23 protein-coding genes are annotated in these 23065 nt (G+C 71.3%); 8 read left to right on the top strand and 15 right to left on the bottom strand.

The window, feature by feature from the left end; all coding sequences use genetic code 11:
• Positions 1-55 precede the first annotated feature (55 nt).
• From ACFZBT_RS37870 to ACFZBT_RS37860, 3 genes are read left to right on the top strand one after another with little or no spacing between them, the layout of a single operon-like run.
• Positions 56-682 (top strand): dTDP-4-dehydrorhamnose 3,5-epimerase family protein, encoded by a 627-nt coding sequence (locus ACFZBT_RS37870; RefSeq protein ID WP_391114088.1) that lies wholly within the window; start codon positions 56-58, stop codon positions 680-682.
• Entirely contained in the window at positions 649-1653 is a 1005-nt protein-coding gene (locus tag ACFZBT_RS37865) for an NAD-dependent epimerase/dehydratase family protein (protein ID WP_391114085.1), read from the top strand. The genes ACFZBT_RS37870 and ACFZBT_RS37865 overlap by 34 nt, the downstream gene beginning before the upstream one ends.
• Positions 1650-3092: an NDP-hexose 2,3-dehydratase family protein gene (locus ACFZBT_RS37860; protein ID WP_391114082.1), complete on the top strand. Its 1443-nt coding sequence runs from the start codon at positions 1650-1652 to the stop codon at positions 3090-3092. The genes ACFZBT_RS37865 and ACFZBT_RS37860 overlap by 4 nt, the downstream gene beginning before the upstream one ends.
• Positions 3093-3174: 82 nt before the next feature.
• Here ACFZBT_RS37860 and ACFZBT_RS37855 read toward each other — a convergent pair whose 3' ends face one another.
• The 3 genes from ACFZBT_RS37855 to ACFZBT_RS37845 are packed head-to-tail and all read right to left on the bottom strand — an operon-like array spanning position 3175 to position 5824.
• Complete coding sequence (locus ACFZBT_RS37855; RefSeq protein WP_391114079.1) at positions 3175-4284, bottom strand: DegT/DnrJ/EryC1/StrS family aminotransferase; 1110 nt, start codon at positions 4282-4284, stop codon at positions 3175-3177.
• The gene (locus ACFZBT_RS37850) at positions 4281-5009 is read right to left on the bottom strand and encodes a methyltransferase domain-containing protein (RefSeq protein ID WP_391114076.1); all 729 of its coding nucleotides are present in this window, start codon (positions 5007-5009) and stop codon (positions 4281-4283) included. The genes ACFZBT_RS37855 and ACFZBT_RS37850 overlap by 4 nt, the downstream gene beginning before the upstream one ends.
• A gap of 14 nt (positions 5010-5023) precedes the next feature.
• Positions 5024-5824, bottom strand: coding sequence for a cyclase family protein (locus ACFZBT_RS37845; RefSeq protein ID WP_391114074.1), 801 nt, complete (start codon positions 5822-5824; stop codon positions 5024-5026).
• Between the two features lie 142 nt (positions 5825-5966).
• Here ACFZBT_RS37845 and ACFZBT_RS37840 point away from each other — a divergent pair, with 142 nt between their 5' ends.
• Together ACFZBT_RS37840 and ACFZBT_RS37835 are read left to right on the top strand one after the other, a co-directional pair.
• The gene (locus tag ACFZBT_RS37840; RefSeq protein ID WP_391114071.1) at positions 5967-6374 is read left to right on the top strand and encodes a nuclear transport factor 2 family protein; all 408 of its coding nucleotides are present in this window, start codon (positions 5967-5969) and stop codon (positions 6372-6374) included.
• Positions 6375-6429: 55 nt separating this feature from the next.
• On the top strand, positions 6430-7161 hold the full coding sequence (locus ACFZBT_RS37835; protein WP_391114179.1) for an SDR family oxidoreductase: 732 nt from the start codon (positions 6430-6432) through the stop codon (positions 7159-7161).
• 82 nt (positions 7162-7243) lie between these two features.
• Here ACFZBT_RS37835 and ACFZBT_RS37830 read toward each other — a convergent pair whose 3' ends face one another.
• The 5 genes from ACFZBT_RS37830 to ACFZBT_RS37810 are packed head-to-tail and all read right to left on the bottom strand — an operon-like array spanning position 7244 to position 13139.
• Entirely contained in the window at positions 7244-8602 is a 1359-nt protein-coding gene (locus ACFZBT_RS37830) for a nuclear transport factor 2 family protein (protein ID WP_391114068.1), read from the bottom strand.
• A gap of 8 nt (positions 8603-8610) precedes the next feature.
• A complete protein-coding gene (locus ACFZBT_RS37825) occupies positions 8611-9396 on the bottom strand; it encodes an SDR family NAD(P)-dependent oxidoreductase (RefSeq protein ID WP_391114065.1) in 786 nt (261 codons plus the stop codon).
• Positions 9397-9412: 16 nt separating this feature from the next.
• Entirely contained in the window at positions 9413-10714 is a 1302-nt protein-coding gene (gene rfbH / locus ACFZBT_RS37820) for a lipopolysaccharide biosynthesis protein RfbH (protein ID WP_391114063.1), read from the bottom strand.
• Between the two features lie 11 nt (positions 10715-10725).
• Entirely contained in the window at positions 10726-12012 is a 1287-nt protein-coding gene (locus ACFZBT_RS37815; protein WP_391114060.1) for an activator-dependent family glycosyltransferase, read from the bottom strand.
• Entirely contained in the window at positions 12009-13139 is a 1131-nt protein-coding gene (locus tag ACFZBT_RS37810; RefSeq protein WP_391114058.1) for a hypothetical protein, read from the bottom strand. The genes ACFZBT_RS37815 and ACFZBT_RS37810 overlap by 4 nt, the downstream gene beginning before the upstream one ends.
• Positions 13140-13310: 171 nt before the next feature.
• Between ACFZBT_RS37810 and ACFZBT_RS37805 the strand changes: the two genes are divergently transcribed.
• Positions 13311-14351 carry a Gfo/Idh/MocA family oxidoreductase gene (locus ACFZBT_RS37805; RefSeq protein ID WP_391114055.1) on the top strand — a complete coding sequence of 347 codons (1041 nt, stop codon included), beginning with the start codon at positions 13311-13313 and terminating at the stop codon, positions 14349-14351.
• Between the two features lie 111 nt (positions 14352-14462).
• Here the strand turns inward: ACFZBT_RS37805 and rdmE are convergent, their stop codons facing one another.
• Genes rdmE through ACFZBT_RS37780 form a run of 5 tightly spaced genes read right to left on the bottom strand, consistent with a single transcriptional unit; the run spans position 14463 to position 19340 of the window.
• Entirely contained in the window at positions 14463-16070 is a 1608-nt protein-coding gene (rdmE, locus tag ACFZBT_RS37800; protein WP_391114052.1) for an aklavinone 12-hydroxylase RdmE, read from the bottom strand.
• A 47-nt stretch (positions 16071-16117) separates the two neighbouring features.
• Positions 16118-16831 carry a methyltransferase domain-containing protein gene (locus ACFZBT_RS37795; RefSeq protein WP_391114176.1) on the bottom strand — a complete coding sequence of 238 codons (714 nt, stop codon included), beginning with the start codon at positions 16829-16831 and terminating at the stop codon, positions 16118-16120.
• Between the two features lie 32 nt (positions 16832-16863).
• On the bottom strand, positions 16864-17760 hold the full coding sequence (locus tag ACFZBT_RS37790; RefSeq protein ID WP_391114049.1) for an alpha/beta fold hydrolase: 897 nt from the start codon (positions 17758-17760) through the stop codon (positions 16864-16866).
• 4 nt (positions 17761-17764) lie between these two features.
• Entirely contained in the window at positions 17765-18856 is a 1092-nt protein-coding gene (locus ACFZBT_RS37785) for a methyltransferase (RefSeq protein ID WP_391114046.1), read from the bottom strand.
• A gap of 46 nt (positions 18857-18902) precedes the next feature.
• Positions 18903-19340 (bottom strand): ester cyclase, encoded by a 438-nt coding sequence (locus ACFZBT_RS37780; protein WP_261681994.1) that lies wholly within the window; start codon positions 19338-19340, stop codon positions 18903-18905.
• 188 nt (positions 19341-19528) lie between these two features.
• On the opposite strand from ACFZBT_RS37780, the gene ACFZBT_RS37775 reads away from it, so the two are divergent.
• The gene (locus tag ACFZBT_RS37775) at positions 19529-20386 is read left to right on the top strand and encodes a methyltransferase domain-containing protein (RefSeq protein WP_391114042.1); all 858 of its coding nucleotides are present in this window, start codon (positions 19529-19531) and stop codon (positions 20384-20386) included.
• 81 nt (positions 20387-20467) lie between these two features.
• Here the strand turns inward: ACFZBT_RS37775 and ACFZBT_RS37770 are convergent, their stop codons facing one another.
• A complete protein-coding gene (locus tag ACFZBT_RS37770) occupies positions 20468-21238 on the bottom strand; it encodes an AfsR/SARP family transcriptional regulator (protein WP_184594679.1) in 771 nt (256 codons plus the stop codon).
• Positions 21239-21507: 269 nt separating this feature from the next.
• Positions 21508-21762 carry an acyl carrier protein gene (locus ACFZBT_RS37765; RefSeq protein ID WP_261681996.1) on the bottom strand — a complete coding sequence of 85 codons (255 nt, stop codon included), beginning with the start codon at positions 21760-21762 and terminating at the stop codon, positions 21508-21510.
• A gap of 253 nt (positions 21763-22015) precedes the next feature.
• Here ACFZBT_RS37765 and rfbA point away from each other — a divergent pair, with 253 nt between their 5' ends.
• Positions 22016-22891, top strand: coding sequence for a glucose-1-phosphate thymidylyltransferase RfbA (gene rfbA, locus ACFZBT_RS37760; RefSeq protein ID WP_391114039.1), 876 nt, complete (start codon positions 22016-22018; stop codon positions 22889-22891).
• The last annotated feature ends 174 nt before the right edge of the window (positions 22892-23065 follow it).

Below are 23065 nucleotides of genomic sequence, written 5' to 3'. Positions count from 1 at the left end.
GCCCGGGCCGCCGGCCCTGCCGTACCCGACTACCTCCCGGACGGTGAACCAAGCGATGCAGATCCGAAATCTCAAGGTCGAGGGGGCGTACGAGTTCACCCCCCGTCAGTTCCGCGACCACCGCGGGCTGTTCGTCTCGCCCTTCCAGCTCGACGCGTTCCAGCAGGCCCTGGGGAGGCCGCACTTCCCGGTGGCGCAGACCAACCACAGCCTCTCCCGGCGCGGCACGATCCGCGGCATCCACTTCACCGTCACGCCGCCCGGCACCGCGAAGTACGTGTACTGCGCGCGCGGCCGGGCCCTCGACATCGTGGTCGACCTGCGGGTCGGCTCGCCCACCTTCCGGCAGTGGGACGCGGTCGAGATGGACCAGGTCCACTTCCGCGCCTCGTACTTCCCGGTCGGAGTCGGCCACGCCTTCGTCGCGCTCGAGGACGACACGGTCATGTCGTATCTGCTGACGGGCCCGTACGTGGCCGAGAACGAGCTCGCGGTCGACGTCTTCGACAAGGACCTCGACGTGCGGCTCCCCTCGGGCCTGGACACCGTGCAGTCGGAGCGGGACGCCGCCGCGCTGTCCTTCGCCTCGGCCCGGGCCCAGGGCCTGCTGCCCGACTACGCCGAGTCCCTGGCGGTCGAGGAGGCCCTGTGGCAGCCCTCCGGCATCGGCGCGACGCGCTGAGCCCGGCGATGTCCACCACCACACAGGGCGGGCCCTCCGCCGGGACCGTGGCCGTGCTGGGTGCCACCGGATGCGTCGGCCGCAGCCTCTGCGACGAACTGCTGCGAACCGGGCACCAGGTGCTCGCGGTGGCCCGGCACCCGGCCCCGCACACCCGTGCGGACGCCTTCGTCCCCCTCGATGTCGCCGCCGCCGCGCCGGAGGAGATCGCCGCGCTCCTCGACCGGCACGGCGTCACCGCCGTCGTCAACGCCACCGGCGGCTGGGGCACCACCGTCGAGGAGATGCGCAGCGCCCACATCGACCTCGTGGAGCGCCTGGTCGAGGGGTGCGCCGCGACCTCCCGGCGGCCGCGGATCGTCCAGATGGGGTCGATCCACGAGTACGGGCCCGTGCCCGACGGGGTCCGCATCGACGAGCGGCGCGAGCCCGGCCCTCTGACCCCGTACGGGCTGACCAAGCGCACCGGCTCCGAGCATCTGCTCGACCGGACCCGGGCGGGCCTGGTGGACGGGGTCGTGCTGCGCGCGGTCAACGTCTGCGGACCGCACACCCCGACGGCCAGCTTCCTCGGTGCCGTCACGGCCCGGCTGCGCGCCCTCGGCCCCGGCGAGGTGCTCGGCCTCGACGTGGCCGACGCCCGGCGGGACTTCGTCGACGTACGGGACCTGGCCCGGGCGGCCGTCGCCGCGGTGCACGCGCCCGTCACCGGCCTGGTCGTGAACATCGGGCGCGGCGAGGCGGTGCCGATGCGCGACCTGGTCGACGCCCTGTTCGACGCGGCCGGCGTGGACGCCACGTCGGCGAAGATCAACTCCGCCGAGGTCGCCAGCAAGGGCGGCGGCTGGACCTGCGCGGACATCCGGTTCGCCGCCCAGGTGCTCGGCTGGCGGCCCACGATCCCGCTCGGCGAGTCCGTCCGGGCGATGTGGGACGCGGCAGCGTACACCACCTCCCTGGAGGTCTCATGAGCGACACCCCTGCCCCCTCGTCCGCCGCGACGCGAGAGCCCGTCGAGCGGCGGATCGACGATTCGGCCCGGCTACGGACCGGCCCCCTCGGCGACCTCTCCGACTTCACGGACTGGTTCGCCGACTACGGCCGGCGGGCCTACACCCATGTCGACCGGGTCCCCCTGGAGGCCCTGGAGGGCTGGGAGACCGACCCGGACACCGGCGATCTGCGCCACCACACGGGCCGGTTCTTCACCGTGCACGGGCTGGAGGTCAGCAACCCGGGCGCACCGGTGGCGCGGTGGACCCAGCCCATCATCAATCAGCCCGAGATCGGCATCCTCGGCATCCTCACCGCCCCGATCGACGGAGTCCTGCACTGCCTGATGCAGGCGAAGGTCGAGCCGGGCAACGCCGAGGGACTCCAGCTCTCCCCGACCGTCCAGGCGACCCGCAGCAACTACACCCGGGTCCACCAGGGGCGCGCGGTGCCGTATCTGGAGCACTTCATGGATATCCACAGCCGTCCCGGAGTGCTCGCCGACGTGCGGCAGTCCGAGCAGGGGTCGTGGTTCTACCGCAAGCGCAACCGCAACATCGTCGTCGAGCTCCCCGAGCCGGTGGAGGCCCTCGACGGGTACCGCTGGATGACGCTCGGTCAGATCCATGAGCTGCTGGGGCGCCGGGACACGGTCAACATGGACGCCCGGACCGTGCTGTCGTGCCTGCCGTTCACCGGGTCGGGCGTCGACGAGCCGGACGGGGACGACTTCCGGTCCGCGCTGCTGCGCTCGGGCGACCCCGGGGCGGTGAGCGTGCACAGTCCGGCGGAGATCCTCGGCTGGATCACCGACCGGCGCACCAGCAGCGACATCGCGGTCCGCCGGGTCGCGCTGGGCGAACTGCGCGACTGGAGCCGCACCGACGACCGCATCCGGCACGACGCGGGCGCCTTCTTCGACGTCATCGGGGTGCGGGTCGACGCCGGCGGCCGTGAGGTCCACCGGTGGAGCCAGCCGATGATCGAGCCGGTGGGGCAGGGCGTCATCGCCTTCCTCGTCCGGCGTTTCGAGGGGGTGCTGCACGTCCTCGTGCACGCGCGCGTGGAGCCCGGCTTCGCGGACGTGGTGGAGCTGGGCCCCACCGTGCAGTGCGTCGCGGAGAGCCACGCGCAGCTGCCCGCCGGAACCGCCCCGCCCTTCCTCGACGAGGTGCTGAGGGCTCCCGCGGAGCGCGTCCGGTTCGACACGGTGCTCTCCGAGGAGGGCGGCCGCTTCTTCCACGCGCTGAACCGCTACCTGATCGTGGAGACCGACCAGGACGTGCCCCGCGACCACCCCGACCACCGCTGGATGACGCTGCACCAGCTGTCGGACCTGCTGCGGCACAGCCACTACGTCAACGTCCAGGCCCGCAGCCTGATCGCCTGCCTGCACAGCCTGTACCACGCGGGCTGACGGCAGGACCCACTGAAACGCCGTGTCCCGGTGAGGCGGACAGCCTCACCGGGACACGGCGTTTCGCACATGCGCTGGGCAGTCACAGGCCGGCGATCACCTCGCGCAGCGCCTCGATCACCTTCTCCTGGACGTGCCGCGGCAGCGAGGGGTACATCGGCAGCGAGAAGATCTCCTTCGCCAGCCGCTCCGTCACCGGCAGATCGCCCTCCTGGTAGCCGAGGTGCGCGAAGCCGGACATCGTGTGCACCGGCCAGGGGTAACTGATGTTCAGCTCGATGTCGTACGCCTTGAGCCGCTCGATGATCCGGTCCCGCTCCGGGTGGCGGACCACGTGGACGTAGTGGACGTGATCATTGCCCAGCGCGTTCTCGGGAAGGACGAGGCCGGTGTCCCCCAGCCCCTCCGCGTAGCGTCGCGCCACGCGCCGCCGCCCCTCGACGTAGGTGTCGAGGCGCCGTAGCTTGCGGCGGAGGATCTCGGCCTGGACCTCGTCGAGGCGGCTGTTGTGCCCGGGAGTCTGGACAACGTAGTACCTGTCCTCCATGCCGTAGTAGCGCAGCCGGCGCAGCTCCGCGTCCGTGCCGGCGTCGTGGGTGAGCACCGCGCCGCCGTCGCCGTACGCCCCGAGGACCTTCGTCGGGTAGAAGGAGAAGGCCGCGGCGTCGCCCATGGTCCCGGCGAGCCGGCCGTGGTGGCGGGCGCCGTGCGCCTGGGCGCAGTCCTCCAGGACCTTCAGGCCGTGGCGCTGGGCGAAGGCGGTCACCGCGGCCATGTCGACGCACTGCCCGTACAGGTGCACCGGCACGATCGCCGTGGTCCGCTCGGTGAGCGCGTCCTCCAGCAGGTCGGTGCGCATGAGGTAGTCCTCCTCGCGCACGTCGACGAAGACCGGCCGGGCGCCCACGGCGTCGATGGCGAGGACCGTGGGGGCCGCCGTGTTGGACACCGTGATGACGTCGTCGCCCGGCTTCACGCCCAGCGCCTGGAGGCCGAGGACGATGGCGTTGGTGCCGTTGTCGACGCCGACGCAGTGCGGCTGCCCGTGGTAGGCGGCGAACTCCTGCTCGAAGCCGGAGACGCTCTGTCCGAGGACGAGCTGACCGGACTGGAACACCGTGTCGACGGCGTCGAGGAGTTCCTCGCGCTCCTCGGCGTACTCCCGCAGATAGTCCCAGACGTAGGTGGTCATCGCCCGGACACCTCCCGCTCCTTGACTCCGGTGAAGAGGCCGCGGCCGGTCGGCGGGCCCGGCTGGTACGCGACGGAGCAGCCGGCGTCCTTGAACGCCTGCTCGTACTCCTCGCGCGTGAAGAGGGTCAGTACGTCGATCTCGGTGAAGGTCCGGATGCCCGACGGCTCGCCGACGAGGAAGCGGACCTCCATCCGGGTCGCGCGTCCCTGGAGGGTGGAGTGGGAGATCCGGGCGACGGTCCTCTCGCCCTCGCGGGCCAGGTCCCCGGCGACGAACCCCTCCTTGAACTGCTCGGGGAACCACCAGGGTTCGATGACCAGCGCGCCTCCGGGTTCGAGGTGACGGGCCATCGAGGCCACGGCCGAGCGCATCTCCTCGACGCTCCCCAGATAGCCGATGGCGCAGAACATGCAGGTGACGACGGAGTAGCGGCGGCCGAGGTCGAAGTCGCGCATGTCGCCCTCGTGGATGGTCAGACCGGGCCACCGCTCCAGCGCCAGATCACGCATCGGCGCCGCGATCTCCAGGCCCTCCGCCGTGGCGAAGAGCTTGCTGAAGGGGCCGAGATGGGCGGCGGTGCCACAGGCCACGTCGAGCAGCGTGTCGGCGCCCGGGGCGAGCCCGCGGGCCACGGCCGCGATGTCCTCGGCCTCCGCCGCCCAGTCCTTGCCCCGGCTGCGGTACACCGTCTCGTAGACCTCGGCGAGGTCGGTGCTGTACATGGATACTCCTCGGGTCAGGGGCTGGTCAGGGGGTCCTGGTCGTCGACGAGGGCGACCGCGCGCGCCCAGCCGGCCCCGGCGCCGGCGACCTTCACCGGGAAGCAGGCCACCTGGAAGCCGTACGGCGCGGGCAGCTCCTCCAGGCCCGCGAGCCGCTCGATCTGGCAGTACTCCCGGTGGCGTCCGGCGACATGGGCCGGCCAGAGCACGGCGGGGTCCCCGGTGCGCCGGTACTCGGCGATGATCGTGGTGAACGGCGCGTCCAGGCTGAACGCGTCGGTGCCGACCACCCGGACGCCCGCGTCGAGCAGGAAGGCGATGGCACTCGCGTCGAGACCGACGAAGTCGGTGAAGTACCGGCTGGTGCCCGACCAGGCGGAGGCGCCGGTGTGCAGGAGCACGATGTCCGACGGGGCGAGCGCGTAGCCGATCCGGTCGAGTTCCTTGCGCAGGTCCGCCGCGTCGACCACGCCGGCCTCGCGGCCCCGGACGTCCAGGACGACTCCGGGGGCGAGGAACCACTCCAGCGGCATCGCGTCGATGTGCCGGGGCACGCCGGTGCCGTACGTCGTCCGGGAGCCGTAGTGCGAGGGCGCGTCGACGTGCGTGCCGGTGTGGGTGGTCAGACTCAGCCGGTCCAGTGAGAGGAACTCGCCGTCGGGCAGGTCGTCGGGGTCGAACTCGATGTCGAAGTGGCGCCGCATCTCGTCGCGCATGTGCAGCGCGCCCTCGCGTGGGGACATCACCTCGTGGACCACGGGGTCCGGTTCGAACGAGCCGGCGTCCACCGGCGAGGACAGGTCAATGATGCGCACGGTCACCTCCTGGACGACCCGGCCAGCCTGGCCGCAGCCGCTCGGAAGGCATTGGAAGACCGCTCGACGACCGCGCGGCGCTCTCGAGCCGGATTCGACAGGGGTGCGCCAGGGTCGGAGGACCGTCGTAGGGAGGCCGTTCATGAACAACACGGACATCGAGCACTTCTACGCCCGCCACATGCAGCTGCTCGACGGCGGCGAGGCGGAGGCGTGGGCAGGCACCTTCACAGCCGACGCCACCTTCCTGGCCCCGTCGATGGCGGAGCCCGTCCGGGGCCGGGACGGCATCGCCGCGGGCGCGCGGGCGGCCGTGCAGGGGCGGGCCGCGGCCGGGGAGACACACCGCCACTGGGTGACCATGACGACCGCCCGGAGCACCGGCGCCGGGACCGAGACCGTCTCGTACGTACAGATCCTCGCGACCCCGCGGGGCGGCGCACCGCGCCTGGAGCTGTCCTGCGTGATGCGCGACCGGCTGGTCCGGCGGGACGGCGAACTGCTCGTGGCCGAGCGGCACATCACCCGTGACGACCGGCCGTCGGACTGACCTCGACCCGGCTTCGAGCCCTCGCCCGTAGCGTCCCGGCATGACTCCTAGGACTGTGATCATCACTGGTGGGGGCACCGGAATCGGCCGTGCGACGGCCCGCCGCTTCGCGGAGCGGGGAGACCGTGTCCTGGTCGTGGGCCGCACCGCCGCCGCCCTCGACGAGACGGCCGAGGGCCACGACGGCATCCGTACCCTGGTCGCGGACATCACCGAGCCGGGGGCCGGCGAGACGGTGGTGGAGGCCGCGCTGCGGGCGTTCGGACGCCTGGACGTGCTGGTCAACAACGCCGGGACGGGCTCGTTCGCGCCGCTCGCCAAACTCGACCGGGCCGCGACCGAGCGACAGGTCGCCGTCAACCTGATCGCCCCGGCCTTCGTGGCGCAGGCCGCCCTGGAGGCCCTGGAGGCGACCGGCGGCACCATCGTCAACGTCAGCTCGGCCGGTTCCCTCGGCATCCAGGGCTTCCCCGACAACTCGGTCTACTGGGGTACGAAGGCGGCGCTGAACCACTTCACCCGCACCTGGGCCGTCGAACTGGCGCCGCGCGGAATCCGGGTGGTGTCGGTCGCCCCGGGTGTGACCGACACCGGCATCGGCGAGCGCGTCGGCATGTCCGCCGAGCAGTACCAGGAGTTCCTCGGCCGGCTCGCCGAACGGATCCCGCTCGGACGCGTCGCCAGTCCCGAGGACGTGGCCTGGTGGATCACCACGCTGGCCGACCCCGAGGGCCGCTACATGACGGGCGCGGTCGTCCCGGTCGACGGTGGCCTCTCCCTCACCTGACCGCCCGCGCCGCCAGGCGCACAGCTTCGGGCCGCACCGTTCGCCGGTGCGGCCCGAAGGTGTGTGACGATCCGCGCGGGCGCTAGACGCCGTCGTGCTCCACCCTGCGGTGACGCACCAGCCAGTCGTCGCCGTGCGGCACCAGCTCGTCCTCGCACACCGCGCTCAGGTGGAGCCGGGCCGGGCCTCCGGGCGGGGTGGCCAGGACCTGGGCGTAGCAGCGGGTGGTCAGGGAGCCGTCGGGCCCGGGCACGACGGTGAGCATGGAGAAGACGTGCCGCCGCTGCTCCGGTGTGGCCGCCGTCCGCTCCAGGTTGCGGCGTACGGCCGCGGCGACGGCGTCCCGGCCGCGCAGTGGCTCGGGGGCGATGTTCTGCGCGAAGACGCCGTCCTCGGTGAACGTGCGGGCCCACTCCTCGGCCCGCCGCTCGTCGAGGAGCCGCATCTGCCGGGCGTAGAACTGCTGCACGGCGACATACGTCTCGGCGGGGACCGGCCCGGTGCCGCGCAGCCGCTCGGCGTGGTCGGCCGCGCGGCGGAGTGTGGTGAGGCTGTTGCGGCCGAGGGCCTCGCGGATCATGGTGCGGGCGGCGGCCACGTCCGCCGTCGGGCCGAGGACGCTCGTCACCGCGTCCGGCGCGATCCGCACGGTGTGCCGGGAGGTGACCGTGCAGCCCTTGTCGTCCTCCTCGAAGATCCACTCGCCGGTGTGGGCGGCCATCAGCGCGGGTGTCCGGATCTGCTTGTAGACGATCCGCTCGGCGGGGAAGCAGACGCGCACCGAACGGGTGGTGTGGGTCGCGCCGTCGGCGGTGAGCGTGTCCATCTCCAGGATCTGCTCGTTCGGGGTGTCCTCGGTGAGGACGACCCGGGCGACGTGCGGCAGCCGCTCCGTCCAGCGGTCGGCCGCGCGGACGAACTCGTACGCGTCCTTCGCCGAGCCGTCGACGCGCACGCTGTCGTCGAACGTGAAGGTCAGCTCCGGGTCCGCGTCCTCCACGCCCTGACGCAACGCCTCCAGTTCGGACGCCGTGTTGGTGTCGATGGCCCGGCGGATCCACTCGACGTGCTCGGGGGCGTCGTCGACGGCGGTGAACGCGTGGGTGAAGCGCACGCGGGTGCCCTGGTCGCCGAGCGGCTCGAGCAGCCACTCGCCGCTCATGCTCTTCACCGGCGTCCGCGACTCCTCCTGCCGGAACGTCACCCGTAATCCGGCCCGGTCCAGTTCGCGGCGCGAGGTCCAGCACTTGACCTCGTCGTTGGCCGTCGCCCAGATCCTCAGCCGCTCCTGCCGGTCGTCGCCCTCCAGGCGCTCGACGTGCACGCTCGGCGGGAAGTGCACCGGCCAGCGGGAGGCCTCGGCGATCAGATCGAACACGGCCTCGGCCGGGGCCCGCACCTCGATCTCGTGGACGGTGGTGTGCACGGTCTCGTCCGACATGGCTCTCCTCAGTAGTTTCCCAGACCGCCGCAGACGTTGATCGCCTGCGCGGTGACGGACGATGCCGCGTCGGTCAGCAGATAGCCGACCATGCCCGCCACCTCGTCGGGCGTGGTGTAGCGGCCGAGCGGGATCTTGGCCTGGAACCGGTCGAGCACCTCCTCCTCGGTGGTCTCCCAGGCGGCGGCGTACCCCTGCCGGACCCGTACCGCCATGGGCGTCTCCACATAGCCGGGGCAGACCGCGTTGACCGTGATCCCGGACTTGGCGAGTTCCAGGCCGAGGGCCTTGGTGAAGCCGACGACCCCGTGCTTGGAGGCGGAGTAGGGGGCGCCCAGCACCACGCCCTGCTTGCCGCCGGTGGAGGCGATGCTGACGACCCGGCCCCAGCTCCCCTCCCGCATGCGGCCGGTGGTCAGGGCGGCACGGGTGACGCGGAAGACGCTGTCCAGGTTGGTGGCCATCACGTCGTCCCACAGCTCGTCGGCGATGGTGTGCGTCGGGCCTCCGCCGCTGCGGCCGGCGTTGTTGACGAGCACCTCGACGGGCCCGTAGCGCTCCACCGCCGCGTCCATCAGCGCCTCGATGCTCGCCACGTCCCGTACGTCGCACGCGGCGCCGTCCACGTCGTGGCCCTCGGCGCGCAGCTCCTTGACCGTGAGCGCGACCCGGTCGGCGTCCCGGGCACAGAGGAAGACGCGGTGGCCGACGGCGGCCAGGGACCGGGTGACGGCGAGGCCGATCCCACTGGTGGCGCCGGTGACGACGGCGACCCGGCTGGTTGGTGTGGCCATGGTGGACATCGTCCGATCAGCCCTTTCGCGTGCAGAACTCGGTGATGGACTCGACGACGTAGTCGAGCATTTCGTTGGTGAGCCCCGGATAGACGCCGATCCAGAAGGTGTCCTCCGTGACGGTGTCGCAGTTGACCAGCTCGTCCACGATCCGGTAGCGCACGTCCTGGTAGGCGGGATGGCGGGTGATGTTCCCGCCGAACAGCCGGCGGGTGCCGATCCTGCGGCCCTCCAGGAAGTCGACCAGGTCCCTGCGGGTGAAGCCCGCGTCGGGCAGCACGGTCAGGGCGAAGCCGAACCAGCTCGGGTCGCTGCCCGGGGTGGCCCGCGGCAGCAGCAGTCCGGGCACGTCGGCCAGGCCGTCGCGCAGCCGCCGCCAGTTGTGCCGCCGGGCCGCGCCGAAGTCGTCGACCTTGCGCAACTGACTGAGGGCCAGGGCGCCTTGGAGGTCGGTGGCCTTCAGGTTGTAGCCGACGTGGGAGAAGATGTACTTGTGGTCGTAGCCGGCCGGAAGGGTGCCCATCTGGTAGTCGAACCGCTTCAGGCAGGTGTTGTCCGTGCCCGGTTCGCACCAGCAGTCCCGGCCCCAGTCACGCATCGACTCCACGATCCGGGCCAGTTCCAGACTCGCCGTGAGGACGCAGCCGCCCTCGCCGGCGGTGATGTGGTGGGCGGGGTAGAAGCTCACCGTCGACAGGTCGCCGAAGGTGCCGGTGAGTTTGCCCCCGTAGGTGGAGCCGACGGCGTCGCAGTTGTCCTCGACGAAGAACAGGTCGTGCTTGCGGGCCAGTTCCGCGACCTCGGCGACCGGAAACGGGTTGCCCAGGGCGTGCGCGATCATGATGAGCCGGGTGCGCGGGGAGATCGCCGCCTCGATCTGGGCCAGGGAGGCGTTGTAGGTGCCCAGTTCCACGTCCACGAAGACCGGTGTCAGGCCGTTCTGGACGAGCGGGTTGATCGTGGTCGGGAAGCCTGCGCCCACCGTGATGGCCTCGTCGCCGGGACGCAGCCGCAGGTCCTTCAGCTTCGGCGAGGTGAGCGCGCTGACCGCCAGCAGGTTGGCCGACGACCCCGAGTTCACCATGTGGGCCTTGCGCAGCCGGAAGTAGCGGGCGAACTCGCTCTCGAACTTCCGGGTGCGCACCCCGGCGGCGATCCGCATCTCCAGCGCCGCCTCGACCAGGGCGTTACGGTCCTCCTCGTCGAGGACCGCGCCCGAGGACAGGATCGGTGTGACCCCGGGTTCGAACCCGCGCGGTTCCTGTTCCTTGTGGTACTTGCGCGCCAGTTCCAGCACCAGCGCCTTGGTGTCCGTCACGTGTGGATCCCTCACCCTCGGTCGTGGACTGAGCCGTTCGTGCCGTGCTCGGCGACCAGCCGTTCCAGCACCGGAACGACCTCGTTGGGGCTGGGCACGGCGAGCAGTTCCTCCTGGAGCCGGCGGGCGCCCCGCGCGAACGACGGCTCACCGATGAGCCGCTGGACCTGCTTGCGCAGGACGTCCGGCAGCAGGTCGGCGCTCGGCACGCACAGGCCGGCGCCGATGTCCTCCAGGCCGCGCCCCATGACCTCGGTGTCCCAGCCGAAGGCCAGGATCAGCTGGGGCACGGCGTGCAGTTCGGCCGTCGCCTTGGTGCCGACACCGCCGTGGTGCACGATCGCGTCGCACGTGGGCAGCAGGTCGTTGAGCGGGACGAAGTCGACCAGGCGTACGTTGTCCGGCAGGTCCTTGGCCGCCTCCCGGGTCGCCTCGTCGACGGTCGCGACGATCTCCGCGTCCAGCTCGGCGAGGTGGGCCAGGAGCTCGGCCATGTCGACGCCGACGTCGGAGGCCGAGGAGCCGAGCGTCACGCAGACGCGGCTGCGCCCGGGGTCGGCCCGCAGCCAGTCCGGCACCACCGCGGGGCCGTTGTACGGCACGTGGCGCACCTGCACGGTCGGCAGTTTCAGGTCGAGCTGGGTGCTGGGCGGTGTGGTGTTGACCGTCCACTGCCCGGTGACCATGTCCTCGTCGAACCCGGCGTCGGATCCCAGCCGCCGCAGCGTGCGCTCCAGCCACTCGGCGGTGGGGTCCTCGCGGTGCTCCGGCTCCTGGGCGGCTGCCAGCCGCAGGAACTCCTTGCGGGCCCGCACGCTGATGTCGGGGCCCGAGACCAGCCGGCAGTGCGCCGCGCCCGTCACCCGGGCCGCGATGGCCCCGGCGAGGGTGAAGGTCTCCCAGACGACGAGGTCGGGCTGCCACGAGCGGGCGAAGTCCACGAGGGCGTCGACCATGGTGTCGTTGTTGAGCGCGCCGTAGAGCGTGGGCACCATGATGTTCTCCAGTGCCAGCAACTGCTCGTACTCCCAGGGGTGTTCGCCCCGGGCGGCGTAGTCGAAGCCCTGGACGTGAGCCGAGGCCTCGTCGTGGAGCTTGCCGAGCAGCCCGAGGTCCTCCAGGGCGCCGAGTGACCACTCCACGGGGACGGCGGTCAGTCCCGTACCCGTGATGACGTCGGTCAGTTCGGGCTGGCTGGCGATCCGCACCTCGTGGCCCGCGGTGCGCAGCGCCCAGGCGAGCGGTACGAGCGGGTAGTAGTGGGTGTGGTGGGCCAGTGAGGTGAACAGAACCCTCATCGCGTCTCCTCCTCGCCGATTCGGGCCGGCAGCCTGACCAGGCGCCGGGTCAGGGGCGCCCGGCGCGCGCGCACCGGCTCGCCGTCCGGTCGCGGCAGCGGGTCCCGCGCGGCCAGCGCCACCAGCGCGTGCCCGGCGAGCGCCCGGGCGGCCGGGAGCAGGGTGGCGCAGGCGGCCACGGGCAGGGGCGCCGGGGCGCCGGCGGCAGCGGTGCTCACGGCGGTGACGGTGTCGCCGGCCTCGATACGGGTGCCGGCCACCTCCGCCGGGGCGAGGACCACCAGCGGACAGGCGCGCCACGGCGGCCGGTCGTGCAGGACCTCCTCGACCAGCCGGGCCGCGTGCGCGGGGCCCGAGCGCAGCAGCTCCCACTCCCCGGGCCGGCCGAGGACCCTGCGCAGCGCGTCGCCGAGCAGGTCCGCCGCGGCCCGGGCCCCGGCCACCGCGAGCACCAGGTCCGCTTCCGCGTGGGCGCGCCCGGCGAGGAGTTCCCGCAGTCCGCGTACGCCCGCCGCCAGGCGCCGCGTCGTGTCCAGCGTCTGCGGGCAGAGCAGCGCGTCCACGGCCGGGGCCGCCGCGGCGAGGTCGGCGGCGAGCGCCGCGCGCCGCTCCTCGGGTACGTCCAGGAGCGCGGCGAACCCGGCCGCGGTCAGCGGCTCGGCGAAGTCCGCCACCAGGTCGACCGGGCCCGGGCCGAGCCGGGCCGCGGCCTGTCCGGCCGCCTCCCGCAGCGCTCCGGCCCGCTTCCCCACGGCCCTCGTCCCTCCCCGCCTCGCCAGGTCCCGGGCGAGTTCCGTCGTGCGCTGCCGCTCCGGTTCGGGCAGCCAGGCCTCCGGCTGCGGCACCGCGGCGGACACCGCCGGTTCCGCGCCGGCGGACAGCTCACGCAGCGCCGCGGGGCCGGTGACGACCCAGGTGTCGAGCCGGCTGCGCCACACCGGCCCTCGCTCCGCGATGGAGGTGAGAGTCCCACCCACGCCGTCCTCGCCACTCTCGAATCCCCGTACCAGCCGGGCGTACGGGTCACCCGCCCCCGGTACGAACGGCTCCGCGTTGACCGCGTAGAGCCACTGTGCCGCGTGGACGAGTTGCAGTTCGCGCCCCAGGGCATTCGTCGCCGCCGTCACCCCGCCACCTCCGTCATCCGATTACCTCGGCAAGGTACGGGGCCGAATTAGAAGAACACTCGAACTGCTCGAACCGCCGTTTTCCGTATCCACCGTTCCTCAAGCAGTGCTTGATCTCCCGGTCGTACGGTGGGGAACCCACTGGACTCCCGCAAGGTGATGAGGATCCCTATGCCAGAGCACCGTCAGCAACGGGCGCTCCGCATGGGCGTGATCGGCACGGCGAACATCGCGATACGCCGGATCATGCCCGTGCTCGCCGCGCACGACCACGTCGACCTCGTCGCGGTGGCCAGCCGGGACAAGGCCAGGGCCGAGCGCGTGGGGGCCGCTTTCGGCTGCCGTGGCGTGGGGGATTACGCGGCGCTCGTCGAACGGGACGACCTCGACGCCGTCTATATTCCGCTGCCGCCCGGCATGCATCACGAGTGGGCGCTACGGGCTTTGCGTTCGGGAAAACACGTGCTGGTCGAGAAACCGATGTCGGACACCTACGAGAAAACTCTCGAGCTGATGTCGACCGCCTCGGAACTCGGACTCGTGCTCGCCGAGAACTTCATGTTCCTGCACCATTCCCAGCACGCGGCGGTACGCGCGATGCTGGACGAGTCCGTGGGGGAACTGCGACTTTTCTCGGGGTCGTTCGCGGTGCCGCCGCTGGCTCCGGACTCGTTCCGGTACCAGCCGGCCCTGGGTGGGGGCGCGTTGCTCGACGTCGGGGTCTACCCCCTGCGCGCGGCTCAGCTGTACCTCACCGGGGAACTCGACGTCCTCGGGGCGTGTCTGCGCGTCGACGAGGCGACCGGGGCGGATGTGGCGGGCAGTGTGCTGCTGAGCGACGACCGGGGCGTGACGGCCCAGCTGGACTTCGGCTTCGAGCACTCCTACCGCTCGACCTACGCGCTGTGGGGCAACCGGGGCCGGGTGAGCGTCCGGCGTGCCTTCACACCTCCCGAGCAGCTCAAGCCGGTGGTCAGGATCGAGCAGCAGGACGTGGTGACTGAGCGCTCGCTGCCCGAGGACAACCAGGTCTTCAACGCGATGGACGCCTTCGTCCGCGCGGCCCTCACGGGCACCGGCCCCCTCACCGACACCTCGGCGATCCAGCGCCAGGCCCTGCTCCTCGACCGGGTCCGCCGAGCGGCCCGCCTCATCGGCGACCCGAAGTCCCGCCCGCACGACGCCCTTGCCCAGGAAACGGGCTTGAGCTGACGCCCCGCTTCTAGGGGCGCGGGGAACTGCGCGAACAACCCCCACCCGCCCGCAGCCGCCAACAACACCGCGCCCCGCCAAATCCTCCGGCGGGGCGCGAAGCCATTCCTTTCAGCGGGCGAGAACCCTACGCAACACCCCGCCCAGCATCTCGACCGCGTCGGCCGCCGCCTCATCCGTACGCCAGGCCACGATCCCGTCCGGCCGGACCAGACTCGCCCCGGCCTTGCCGATGCCATACCGCTCGGACACCACGTTCTCGGCGTCGGTCAGCCCCGCCCCGACCCGGTACGCCCGCACCGGCACCCCCAGCTCCACCGAAACCGCCTCAGCCGCCGCGACCCAGTCCGCCCCCAGCTCCCCCACCAGCAACGTCCACCCGTCGCCGAACAGATCGACCGTCGACAGCCGCTCCCCGTGCCGGGAGACCACGACATGCGGCCCCCGGAAACCGGGACGCCCGCTCGGCGTCAGCGGGTTCTCCACCCGCGCCGGGTCGTCGTCCGCGGCCAGCACCGCCGAGGACCGGTAGCGGAACCCGAGCAGCGTCTCGGGGTAGCCCACCGACTTGTCCCACACATCCGCCATGTGCGGTGCCATCCGCTGCGCGTAGATCGCCAGCGCCTCGGCCACGACCAGCTCGGCGGCGACCTTGCGCTCGTCCTCGTACGTCCCGAGCAGCCCCTCCCCGGCCTGCCCCTGGAGCACCGCCGCCAGCTTCCAGGCCAGGTCGAACCCGTCGGCGACGGCCGCGTTGCCGCTCATGCCCCCGGTCGGCGGGGTGACCTTCGCCGCGTCGCCGACCAGGAAGACCCGCCCCTCGCGCCAGCGTTCGGCGATCCGGGCCGCCATCTCCCAGCCCTGGATGTCGACGAGCTCGGGCTTCACCTCGGGCGCGTCCAGGGCGAGGCCGATGAGTTCGACGCAGCGCTCCGGTGTGAAGTCCTCGGGGCGCTCGCCCTTGTCGGGGTCGTACTCGACGAACAGGGTGTGCCGGTCGGGCCGGTCCGTCGGACCGAACGTGCCCGTGAACTGCGGGTGGTGGAGGTAGTACCAGCCGGTCGTGCCCGGCTCCATGATCCCGGAGAGGTCGGCGTCGAAGATGACCCCGACCATGTGGGTCAGCGTGCCGTGCCCGTACCGCTCGATGCCCAGTGACTCCCGCACCAGGCTGCGGTTGCCGTCGGCGGCCACGAGGTACCCGGCGCGCAGGTCGTACTCGCCGTCCGGCCCCGCCAGCCGGGCCGTGACGCCGGCGCCGGCGCCCTCGTCGGACTGGCGGAACGAGAGCAGCCGGGTGTCGAAGCGGATGGCGCCGCCGTGCTTCTTCGCCTGCGCGAGCAGGATCGGCTCCAGTTTGTCCTGGGACAGCATCGCCCAGCCGGCCGGTGTGCACGGCTCGGTGGCGGCCACCATGTCGTCGAAGCTCTCCGAGACGGTCCGCAGGATCTCGCCCCGTACGCTCTGGGCGAGCCGGATGACGAAGTCGCCCTGGGTGCCGCGGATGTCGTCGGCCCGGACGACCTCGTCCGCGACGCCCCCGATGCGCAGCAGTTCCATGGTCCGCGGGTTCTGCCCGGCGGCCCGCGGATAGGGCGAGAGGCCCGCCCTGCGCTCCACGACGAGCACCCGGACGCCCTGCCGGGCGAGGAACATCGCCGTCGACAGGCCACCGAGGCCCGCACCCACCACCAGTACATCAACCTCGTGGTCGTTCATGTCGCTCCTCTCTCGTCGCTCACTTGAAGTCCTCGCGGGTCCACCGGTCACACCCGGACGCCGACGAACAGCCCCCGGCCCGACGGCGCCTCCGGCAGGTACTCGACCTCGAAGCCGGCCTCCCGGAAGGCCTGTTCGTACTCGGCGCGGCTGAACAGGGAGATGACGTGGGTGTCGACGAAGTGCTGGGCGCCTGCGCCGGGTTCGGCGACCACGAAGTGCACGTCCATGTGCGAGGTGCGGCCCCGGCGGGCGGAGTGCGAGACCCGCGAGACGGTGACGCCGTCGACGGTCACGATGTCGGCGGAGACATGGCCGTCGGCGAACGTCTCGTAGAACCACCACGGGTCGACCACGGCCACCCCGCCCGGCTCCAGATGCCGGGCGAACGCGCCCAGCGCCTGCCCTAGTTCGCCAACCGACGTCATGTAGCCGACGGAGCCGAACATGCAGGTCACGACATCGAAGGTGGTGCCGAGGCGGAAGTCGCGCATGTCGCCCGCGTGCACGGTCACCCCGGGCAGCGCGGCCCGCGCCTCCTCGGCCATCGGCGCGGACAGCTCCAGCCCCTCGACGTGGTCGAAGAGGTCGGCGAAGTGCCGCAGATGCCCTCCGGTGCCGCACGCGACGTCCAGCAGCCGCCCGGCGCCCGGCCTGCTCCGCCGGGCCGCGGCGGCGACCGCCTCGGTCTCGGCGCGGTAGTCCTTGCCCCGCTCCCGGTGCACCAGGTCGTAGACCCGGGCGAGGTCGGCCCCGTACATCGTCTCTCCCGCGCGCTGCTCGTCCGCCACGGTCAGGCCGCCGAGCGGGTGTGGGCGAGGATGACCTCGGCGAGCGGCCCGTGGACCGAGGAGGGGAGGGCGTGCCCCATGCCCGGGATCTCCACCACACGCGCGGTGGGGATGAGCCCGGCGAGGTGCTTGCCGTGCGGCGCGGGGGCGATCGGGTCGTGCTCGGCCTGGATGACCAGGGTCGGCACGGTGACGTCGCGCAGCTCGGCGGCCCGGGCCGGCGGCGGCAGGGTCAGCGAGTAGTGCGCGTACGGCTCGGTGAGCGCGCCGCCCGCGTGGTCGATCGCCCGTTCCTCCCACCGCGCGTACTCGGCGTCGTCGAACGGCACGCCCGTGCCGGAGAGGATGCGCCACTTGCTGACGCGCTTGGCCACCTCGGCGGCCCGTCCCTCGGCCGGCTGGTTCATCAGGGCGAGCGCGTCCAGGAACGGCTGCTGCGGCCCGGGCAGCCCGTCCAGCGTGGGTTCGCCGCGCATCACGCGCTCGATGTTGGCGTCGAAGTCGATGTCGAGCCCGCCGCCGAGCATCATGGTCAGGCTGCTCAGCCGGTCATGGTGGTCGAGCGCGACGACCTGGGTGATGGTCGCCCCCATCGACAGGCCGACCACATGCGCCCGGTCGACGCCCCAGCCGTCGAGGACGGCGACCGCGTCGGCGGCCAGCTCGCCGAAGCCGTAGGGGTGCTCGGCGAAGTCGCGGGTGGTGGAGCGGCCGGTGTCGCGATGGTCGTAGCGGATGACGTGGAGGCCGCCGTCGGCGAGCCGCCGGGCGAACTCGTCGGGCCAGCCGAGGGCGGAGAGGTTGCCGCCCATGACGAGCAGCAACGCCGGGTCGGCCGGGTCACCGAAGTCGTCGCTCCACAGCTCGACGTCCCCGCTCGGCACGATGCGTTCGGACATATGTCTACTCCTGTGCTGAGGGGTCGGCGGCAGCGGTGAACTCGAGGATCGAGAAGTCGAACGGGAGGGTCGTGGAGCCGCTGGTGCGCTCCGAGGCCAGGGCGAGACCGGCCGCCGCGGCCAGGGCCACGACCTCGTCCCGGGTGCGCACCCGTCCCCCCATGAACGTCAGCATCCGCAGGTCGAGCAGGGTGCTGAAGAACCGGTCTGCGCCGTCGCCCTCGACGTCGGCACGGTCGAGGACCAGGAGCTTCCCGCCCGGTTCCAGGGCCGTGACGCACCCGCGCAGGATCGTCAGCGCGTCCTCGTCGGACCAGTTGAGCAGAACGAACGACAGCAGGACGACGTCGGCGGTGACGGGCAGCGGCTTGAAGAAGTCGCCCTCCGCCACCGTGACCCGGCCGTCCAGGCCGGCGTCCGCGAACCTGCGCCGGGCGCGCTCGGCGGGACCGGCCAGTTCCAGCAGGGTGCCGCGCAGGTGCGGGGCCCGCAGGGCGATCGCCGCGAGCATGCCGCCGTTGCCGCCGCCCACGTCGAGGACGTGCCGGACCGACGACCAGTCGTAGGCGTCGGCCGGGGCCTCGTAGGCCAGGTCCTCGTCGCAGGACATGAGCGCGTCGAAGGAGTCGGCCAGCGCCACGTCCGCCGAGAGGTCCTCCCAGAAGGGCCGCCCGTACCGCCCGGCGTAGGCGGGGCGGCCGGTGCGGACCACGTCGAGGAGCCCGGTGAAGGCCAGGTCGGCGTGCGAGACGGCCCCGTCCATGTCCAGCCAGGCCCGCTGCTGGGCCGGGTGGCCGTCGGCGAGGAGCATCCCGAGCCGGGTGGGCCGCAGCGGCTGGTCCGGTTTCTCTCCGCCCTCCAGGACGCCGACGACGGTGAGGTGCCTGACCAGGCGGGAGAGCGCCTGGGGGTGGGTGTCCGTACGGTCGGCGAGGGCGGCGACGGTGTCCGCTCCGGCCAGGAGGTGATCGACCAGGCGGAGCGTCGCGGCGACCCTCAGGACCATCGGGGTCACCAGGTTGCCGAGGTTCTTCAGGAGTACGTCGAGGTCCTGGTCGGTCGGTTCCAGGGGTTCCCCGGGTGCGGAGGAGCTCACCGTTTTCCTTCCCTTGGGCGTCGGTGTGCCGGAACGGGGGCGCTGCTCAGGGGCGCCAGCCCTCCTCGGTGGGCCAGGGCTCGCCGAGCTGGCGGTAGGTGCCGAGATAGTCGGGCCAGTCGCGGTGGTCGCGGATCTTTCCGTCGACGATCCGGATGAGGTGAATCTGTTCGCCGGAGAACTTGCGCCCGGTGGCGGGCATTCCCACGAGTTCGCCCACCTGCCGTCCGTACAGGGCGAGTTTCGCCCGCACCCAGCTGCCGTTCTCCTCGTAACCGATCTCCTCCAGATGCGCGTCCTCGGAGAAAGTGAGCTTCAGCCACTTCACCGCGAGTGCGAACGCCTCGGGACCGCGCAGTTCCGGCATGTGTTCCAGGGCACCGGGATTCAGGTACTCCTCGTGGATGAACTCGGCGACGTCGTCCGTCTTTCCGGTGTTGTAGCTGTTCACCATGCGGCGAACAATGTCGATGCGATCGCTCACGGTCGGCACTCCTTGTCGGTCGTCGATGGAGTTCATCCTGTCTTCCGCGCCCCTTCTCAACAATCCTTTCCCGCACCGGCTCGACCCGTTGACAAGCCGGTTTCGAGCGGCCACCGAGCGCCTTCCGACTCACATTTCAGAGGGACGGGCCAGGGTGGTCGGGTCGGCTTTCGTCACGCGGAGGACCCATGGACAAGACGAAGTACAAATCGACGGTCACCGAGGCGTTCAACAATGCCGCGGCGACTTACGACCAGTTGGGCGTCGAGTTCTTCACACCGATGGGCCGGCGACTGGTGGAAAGGGCCGATCCGCGGCCCGGGCAGCGGGTTCTCGATGTGGGATGCGGGCGCGGCGCCTCGCTGTTCGTGGCAGCGGAGAAGGTGGGCCCGTCCGGCCATGTGCTCGGTATCGACATCGCTCCGGCCATGGTCGAGGAGGCCCGGCGGCAGGCCGCCGCGCTCGGCACCCGGCACGTGGAGGTCCGGGTCATGGACGGCGAGCACCCGGACTTCCCGCCCGCCTCCTTCGACGTGGTGACCGGCAGCTACAGCCTGATCTTCCTGCCTGACGCGCCCGCCGCGCTCCCCCGGTACGCGGCCCTGCTGCGGCCGGGCGGCCGGATCGCCTTCACCAGCCCGGTCTTCACGGAGGACACGTTCCCCTTCCTGCCGCCCGTGTTCACCGAACTCATCCCCGAGCGCCTGCTGCGCAACCTGCCGGCCGACTGGCGGCCGGACGCGCTGAAGCGGCGGTTCAACAGTTGGCTTCAGGACACCGGCGACCTGACCCGGACGATGATCGCCGCCGGTTTCGAGGACGTGGAGATCGCCGACGAGCACATCGATCTGCGCGCGCCGAACGGCGAAACGTGGGTCGACTGGTCCCACACACAGGGAATGCGCTTGCTCTGGCAGCACCTCCCGGAGTACGAGAACCGGCAGTTGCGCCACCGTCTGACCACCGAGCTGGACCGGCTGCGCGGCGAGGACCCGCTCCTGCTGCCCACCCCGGTCCGGTTCGTCAGCGCGTCGATCGCGAGCTGAACGCGAACCGGAAGCGATCGGAATCGGCCGCCACGGAGCACGTGGAGCCCGGCCCGCCCCTCGGACCGGGCTCCACTTGTGTCAGTAGACGCGCACCGCGCCGGAGGACGACATGCGCACGATGTCCCCGGTGGGCCTGCGGAGGTTGCCCTGCGCGTCGATCGACTCCGCGTTGAGGATGGAACGGTGCAGCTCCTGGGCCATCGGACCGGGTTCGAGACCGAGATGGTTCACCAGGTTGACCCGCAGGCGCTGGAAGAGCTCCAGGGCCTGCGCCCGCCGGCCGTTGAGGTAGAGGGCCCGCATGTACTGGGCGTGCAGGCCCTCGTGGTACGGGTTGTCGGCGGTCAGGGCCGCGAGCTCGGTGAGCACCTCGCGGTACATGCCGAGCCGCAGCTGGGTGTCGACGAGGTACTCCAGGACGACCAGCCGGGACTCCTCGAACTGCTGGCGCCGCCCTTCGAGGATCCGGCCGGCGACGACGTCCACCAGCGCGGGTCCGCGCCAGAGCTGCAGCGCGCTGGAGAGGGTGGACAGCGCGGTGCTGTCGTCCCCCGACGACAGCGCCCGGCGCCCGTCCGAGACGAGCTGATGGAACCGGTGGACGTCCAGATCCCCCTGGGTGGTCCGGAAGAGGTAGCCGCCGGACCGGGTCACGAGGATCTCGGAGGCGACCTGACGGGCGGTCATCCCCGTCGCGGACGCCAGTAACTTGCGCAGGTTGAGGATGTAGGTCTGCAGCGTGGTCAGGCAGCTGACCGGAGGCTCCTCGTCCCAGAGTTCGCGTATCAGTGACGACACGGGTACCACCTGGTCGGCGTGCACCAGCAATGTGGCCAGAACGCTTCTCATCTTTGGTGCGCTCGGAGTGTGCAGATCGCCTTCGACCTGCACGGAAAGTGGGCCTAAAACACCCAGCTTCACGACGTTCCCCCATAGATCGCAGAAAGCTACTGGTCTACCGAGCACCAACGCCTCAGGCGGTTCACAAGTTCCCCACAGGGAGAACAAATGTCGCCGTAAAGGAAAGCGCTGTCAGCGCCGGAATTTTCGTTGCGCGAGCAACAAACCGGTTGTGCAATCAACGAACGACCCGGGTGCGACGGGCGCCGCCGAACGAATCAAGCCACCTTCAGCAGCGTATTCACTACGGCCAGAAACCCGGCGGGGGTCGTCACCTCGGAAAGATCCTCTTCGGGGATCTCCACGTCGTACTCGCGCGAGACCCGGGCCGCGGTCTCCAGAAGGGCCAGCGAATCATACCCGAGGTCCGTGAATTCCATGTCAACTGCGTTTTCCGCGCTGGTTACGGACTCCTCTTCCCCCGCACACTCACGCAGGATGTCAAAGAGTTTCTCGCTCGTCAGTGCCGCCACGACGGTTCTTCCTCCCCTTGCGGTCGAAACCTCTCGCTCTTCGGTTCCGGCCGTCAGGATCAACAACGGCCATGAAGTGCACCCTATGCAGGTTTGGAAGGAACAGACTCGAGAACCGATCGAGCGAACTTGAACAGAAGGTGACCATGGCGGCCTCACCTCGTATCGCGGTCGATATCGGCGGGGCGATTGTTGTCCGCCGGGAGACTTCCGGCCTACTGTCGCTGAGAATGCCCAGACTAAGGAGGAGCCGGTGAAAGGAATTGTGCTGGCAGGCGGCTACGGCAGCCGTTTACACCCGATCACCCTGGCTGTTTCGAAGCAGTTGCTTCCCGTCAACGACAAGCCGTTGATCTACTACCCTCTCTCGGCACTGATGCTGGCCGACGTCCGGGACATCCTCATCATCGCCCTGCCCGGCGACATCCCTCAACTGCGCCAACTGCTGGGTGACGGCAGCCACTTGGGGATCTCCCTGACCTACGCCGAACAGCCCGTTCCCAACGGACTGGCACAGGCGTTCATCACCGGGGCCGAGCACATCGGCGACGACTCGGTCGCCCTCGTCCTCGGTGACAACATCTTCCACGGAAACGGTTTCTACGATCTCCTGGACGTGCACTCCCGGGACCTCGACGGCTGTGTCCTCTTCGGATATCCGGTCACCGATCCCGAGCGCTACGGCGTGGGCGAGGTCGACGAATCAGGCCGGCTCGTCTCCCTGGAGGAGAAGCCCGAAAAGCCCCGCTCGAATCTCGCCATCACCGGGCTCTATCTCTACGACAACGACGTCGTGGAGATCGCCCGCGGAATACGCCCGTCGGCCCGCGGCGAACTGGAAATCACCGACGTCAACCGGATCTACCTGGAACAGGGCCGGGCCAGACTCGTCACCTTCGGCCGCGGATTCGCCTGGCTCGACGCCGGCACCCCGCAGTCCCTCCTCCAGGCCGGCCAGTACGTCCAGACCCTGGAGGACCGGCAGGGCGTACGGATCGCCTGTCTGGAAGAAGTCGCCCTCCGCATGGGATTCATCGACGCCGACGCCTGCCACCGACTCGGGGCGAAGCTGTCCCGCTCGGGATACGGCGAGTACGTGATGGCGGTGGCGAACGAACTGAGCGTGTGACCGCGCGCCGGTCGACAGCCCCGGAGCACCGGGCGGGGGGGGGGGGGGGGCCCCCCCCCCCCCCCCCCCCCCCCCCCCCCCCCCCCCCCGCCCCCCCCCCCCCCCCCCCCCCCCCCCCCCCCCCCCCGGGCGCGTCGCGGCGGCCAGGGGGCGGAGGCCCCCCCCCCGCCAGCG

This window comes from Streptomyces sp. NPDC008137 (assembly GCF_042957035.1).
Classification (GTDB): domain Bacteria; phylum Actinomycetota; class Actinomycetes; order Streptomycetales; family Streptomycetaceae; genus Streptomyces.
This window is presented reverse-complemented; position numbering and strand designations above follow the sequence as displayed.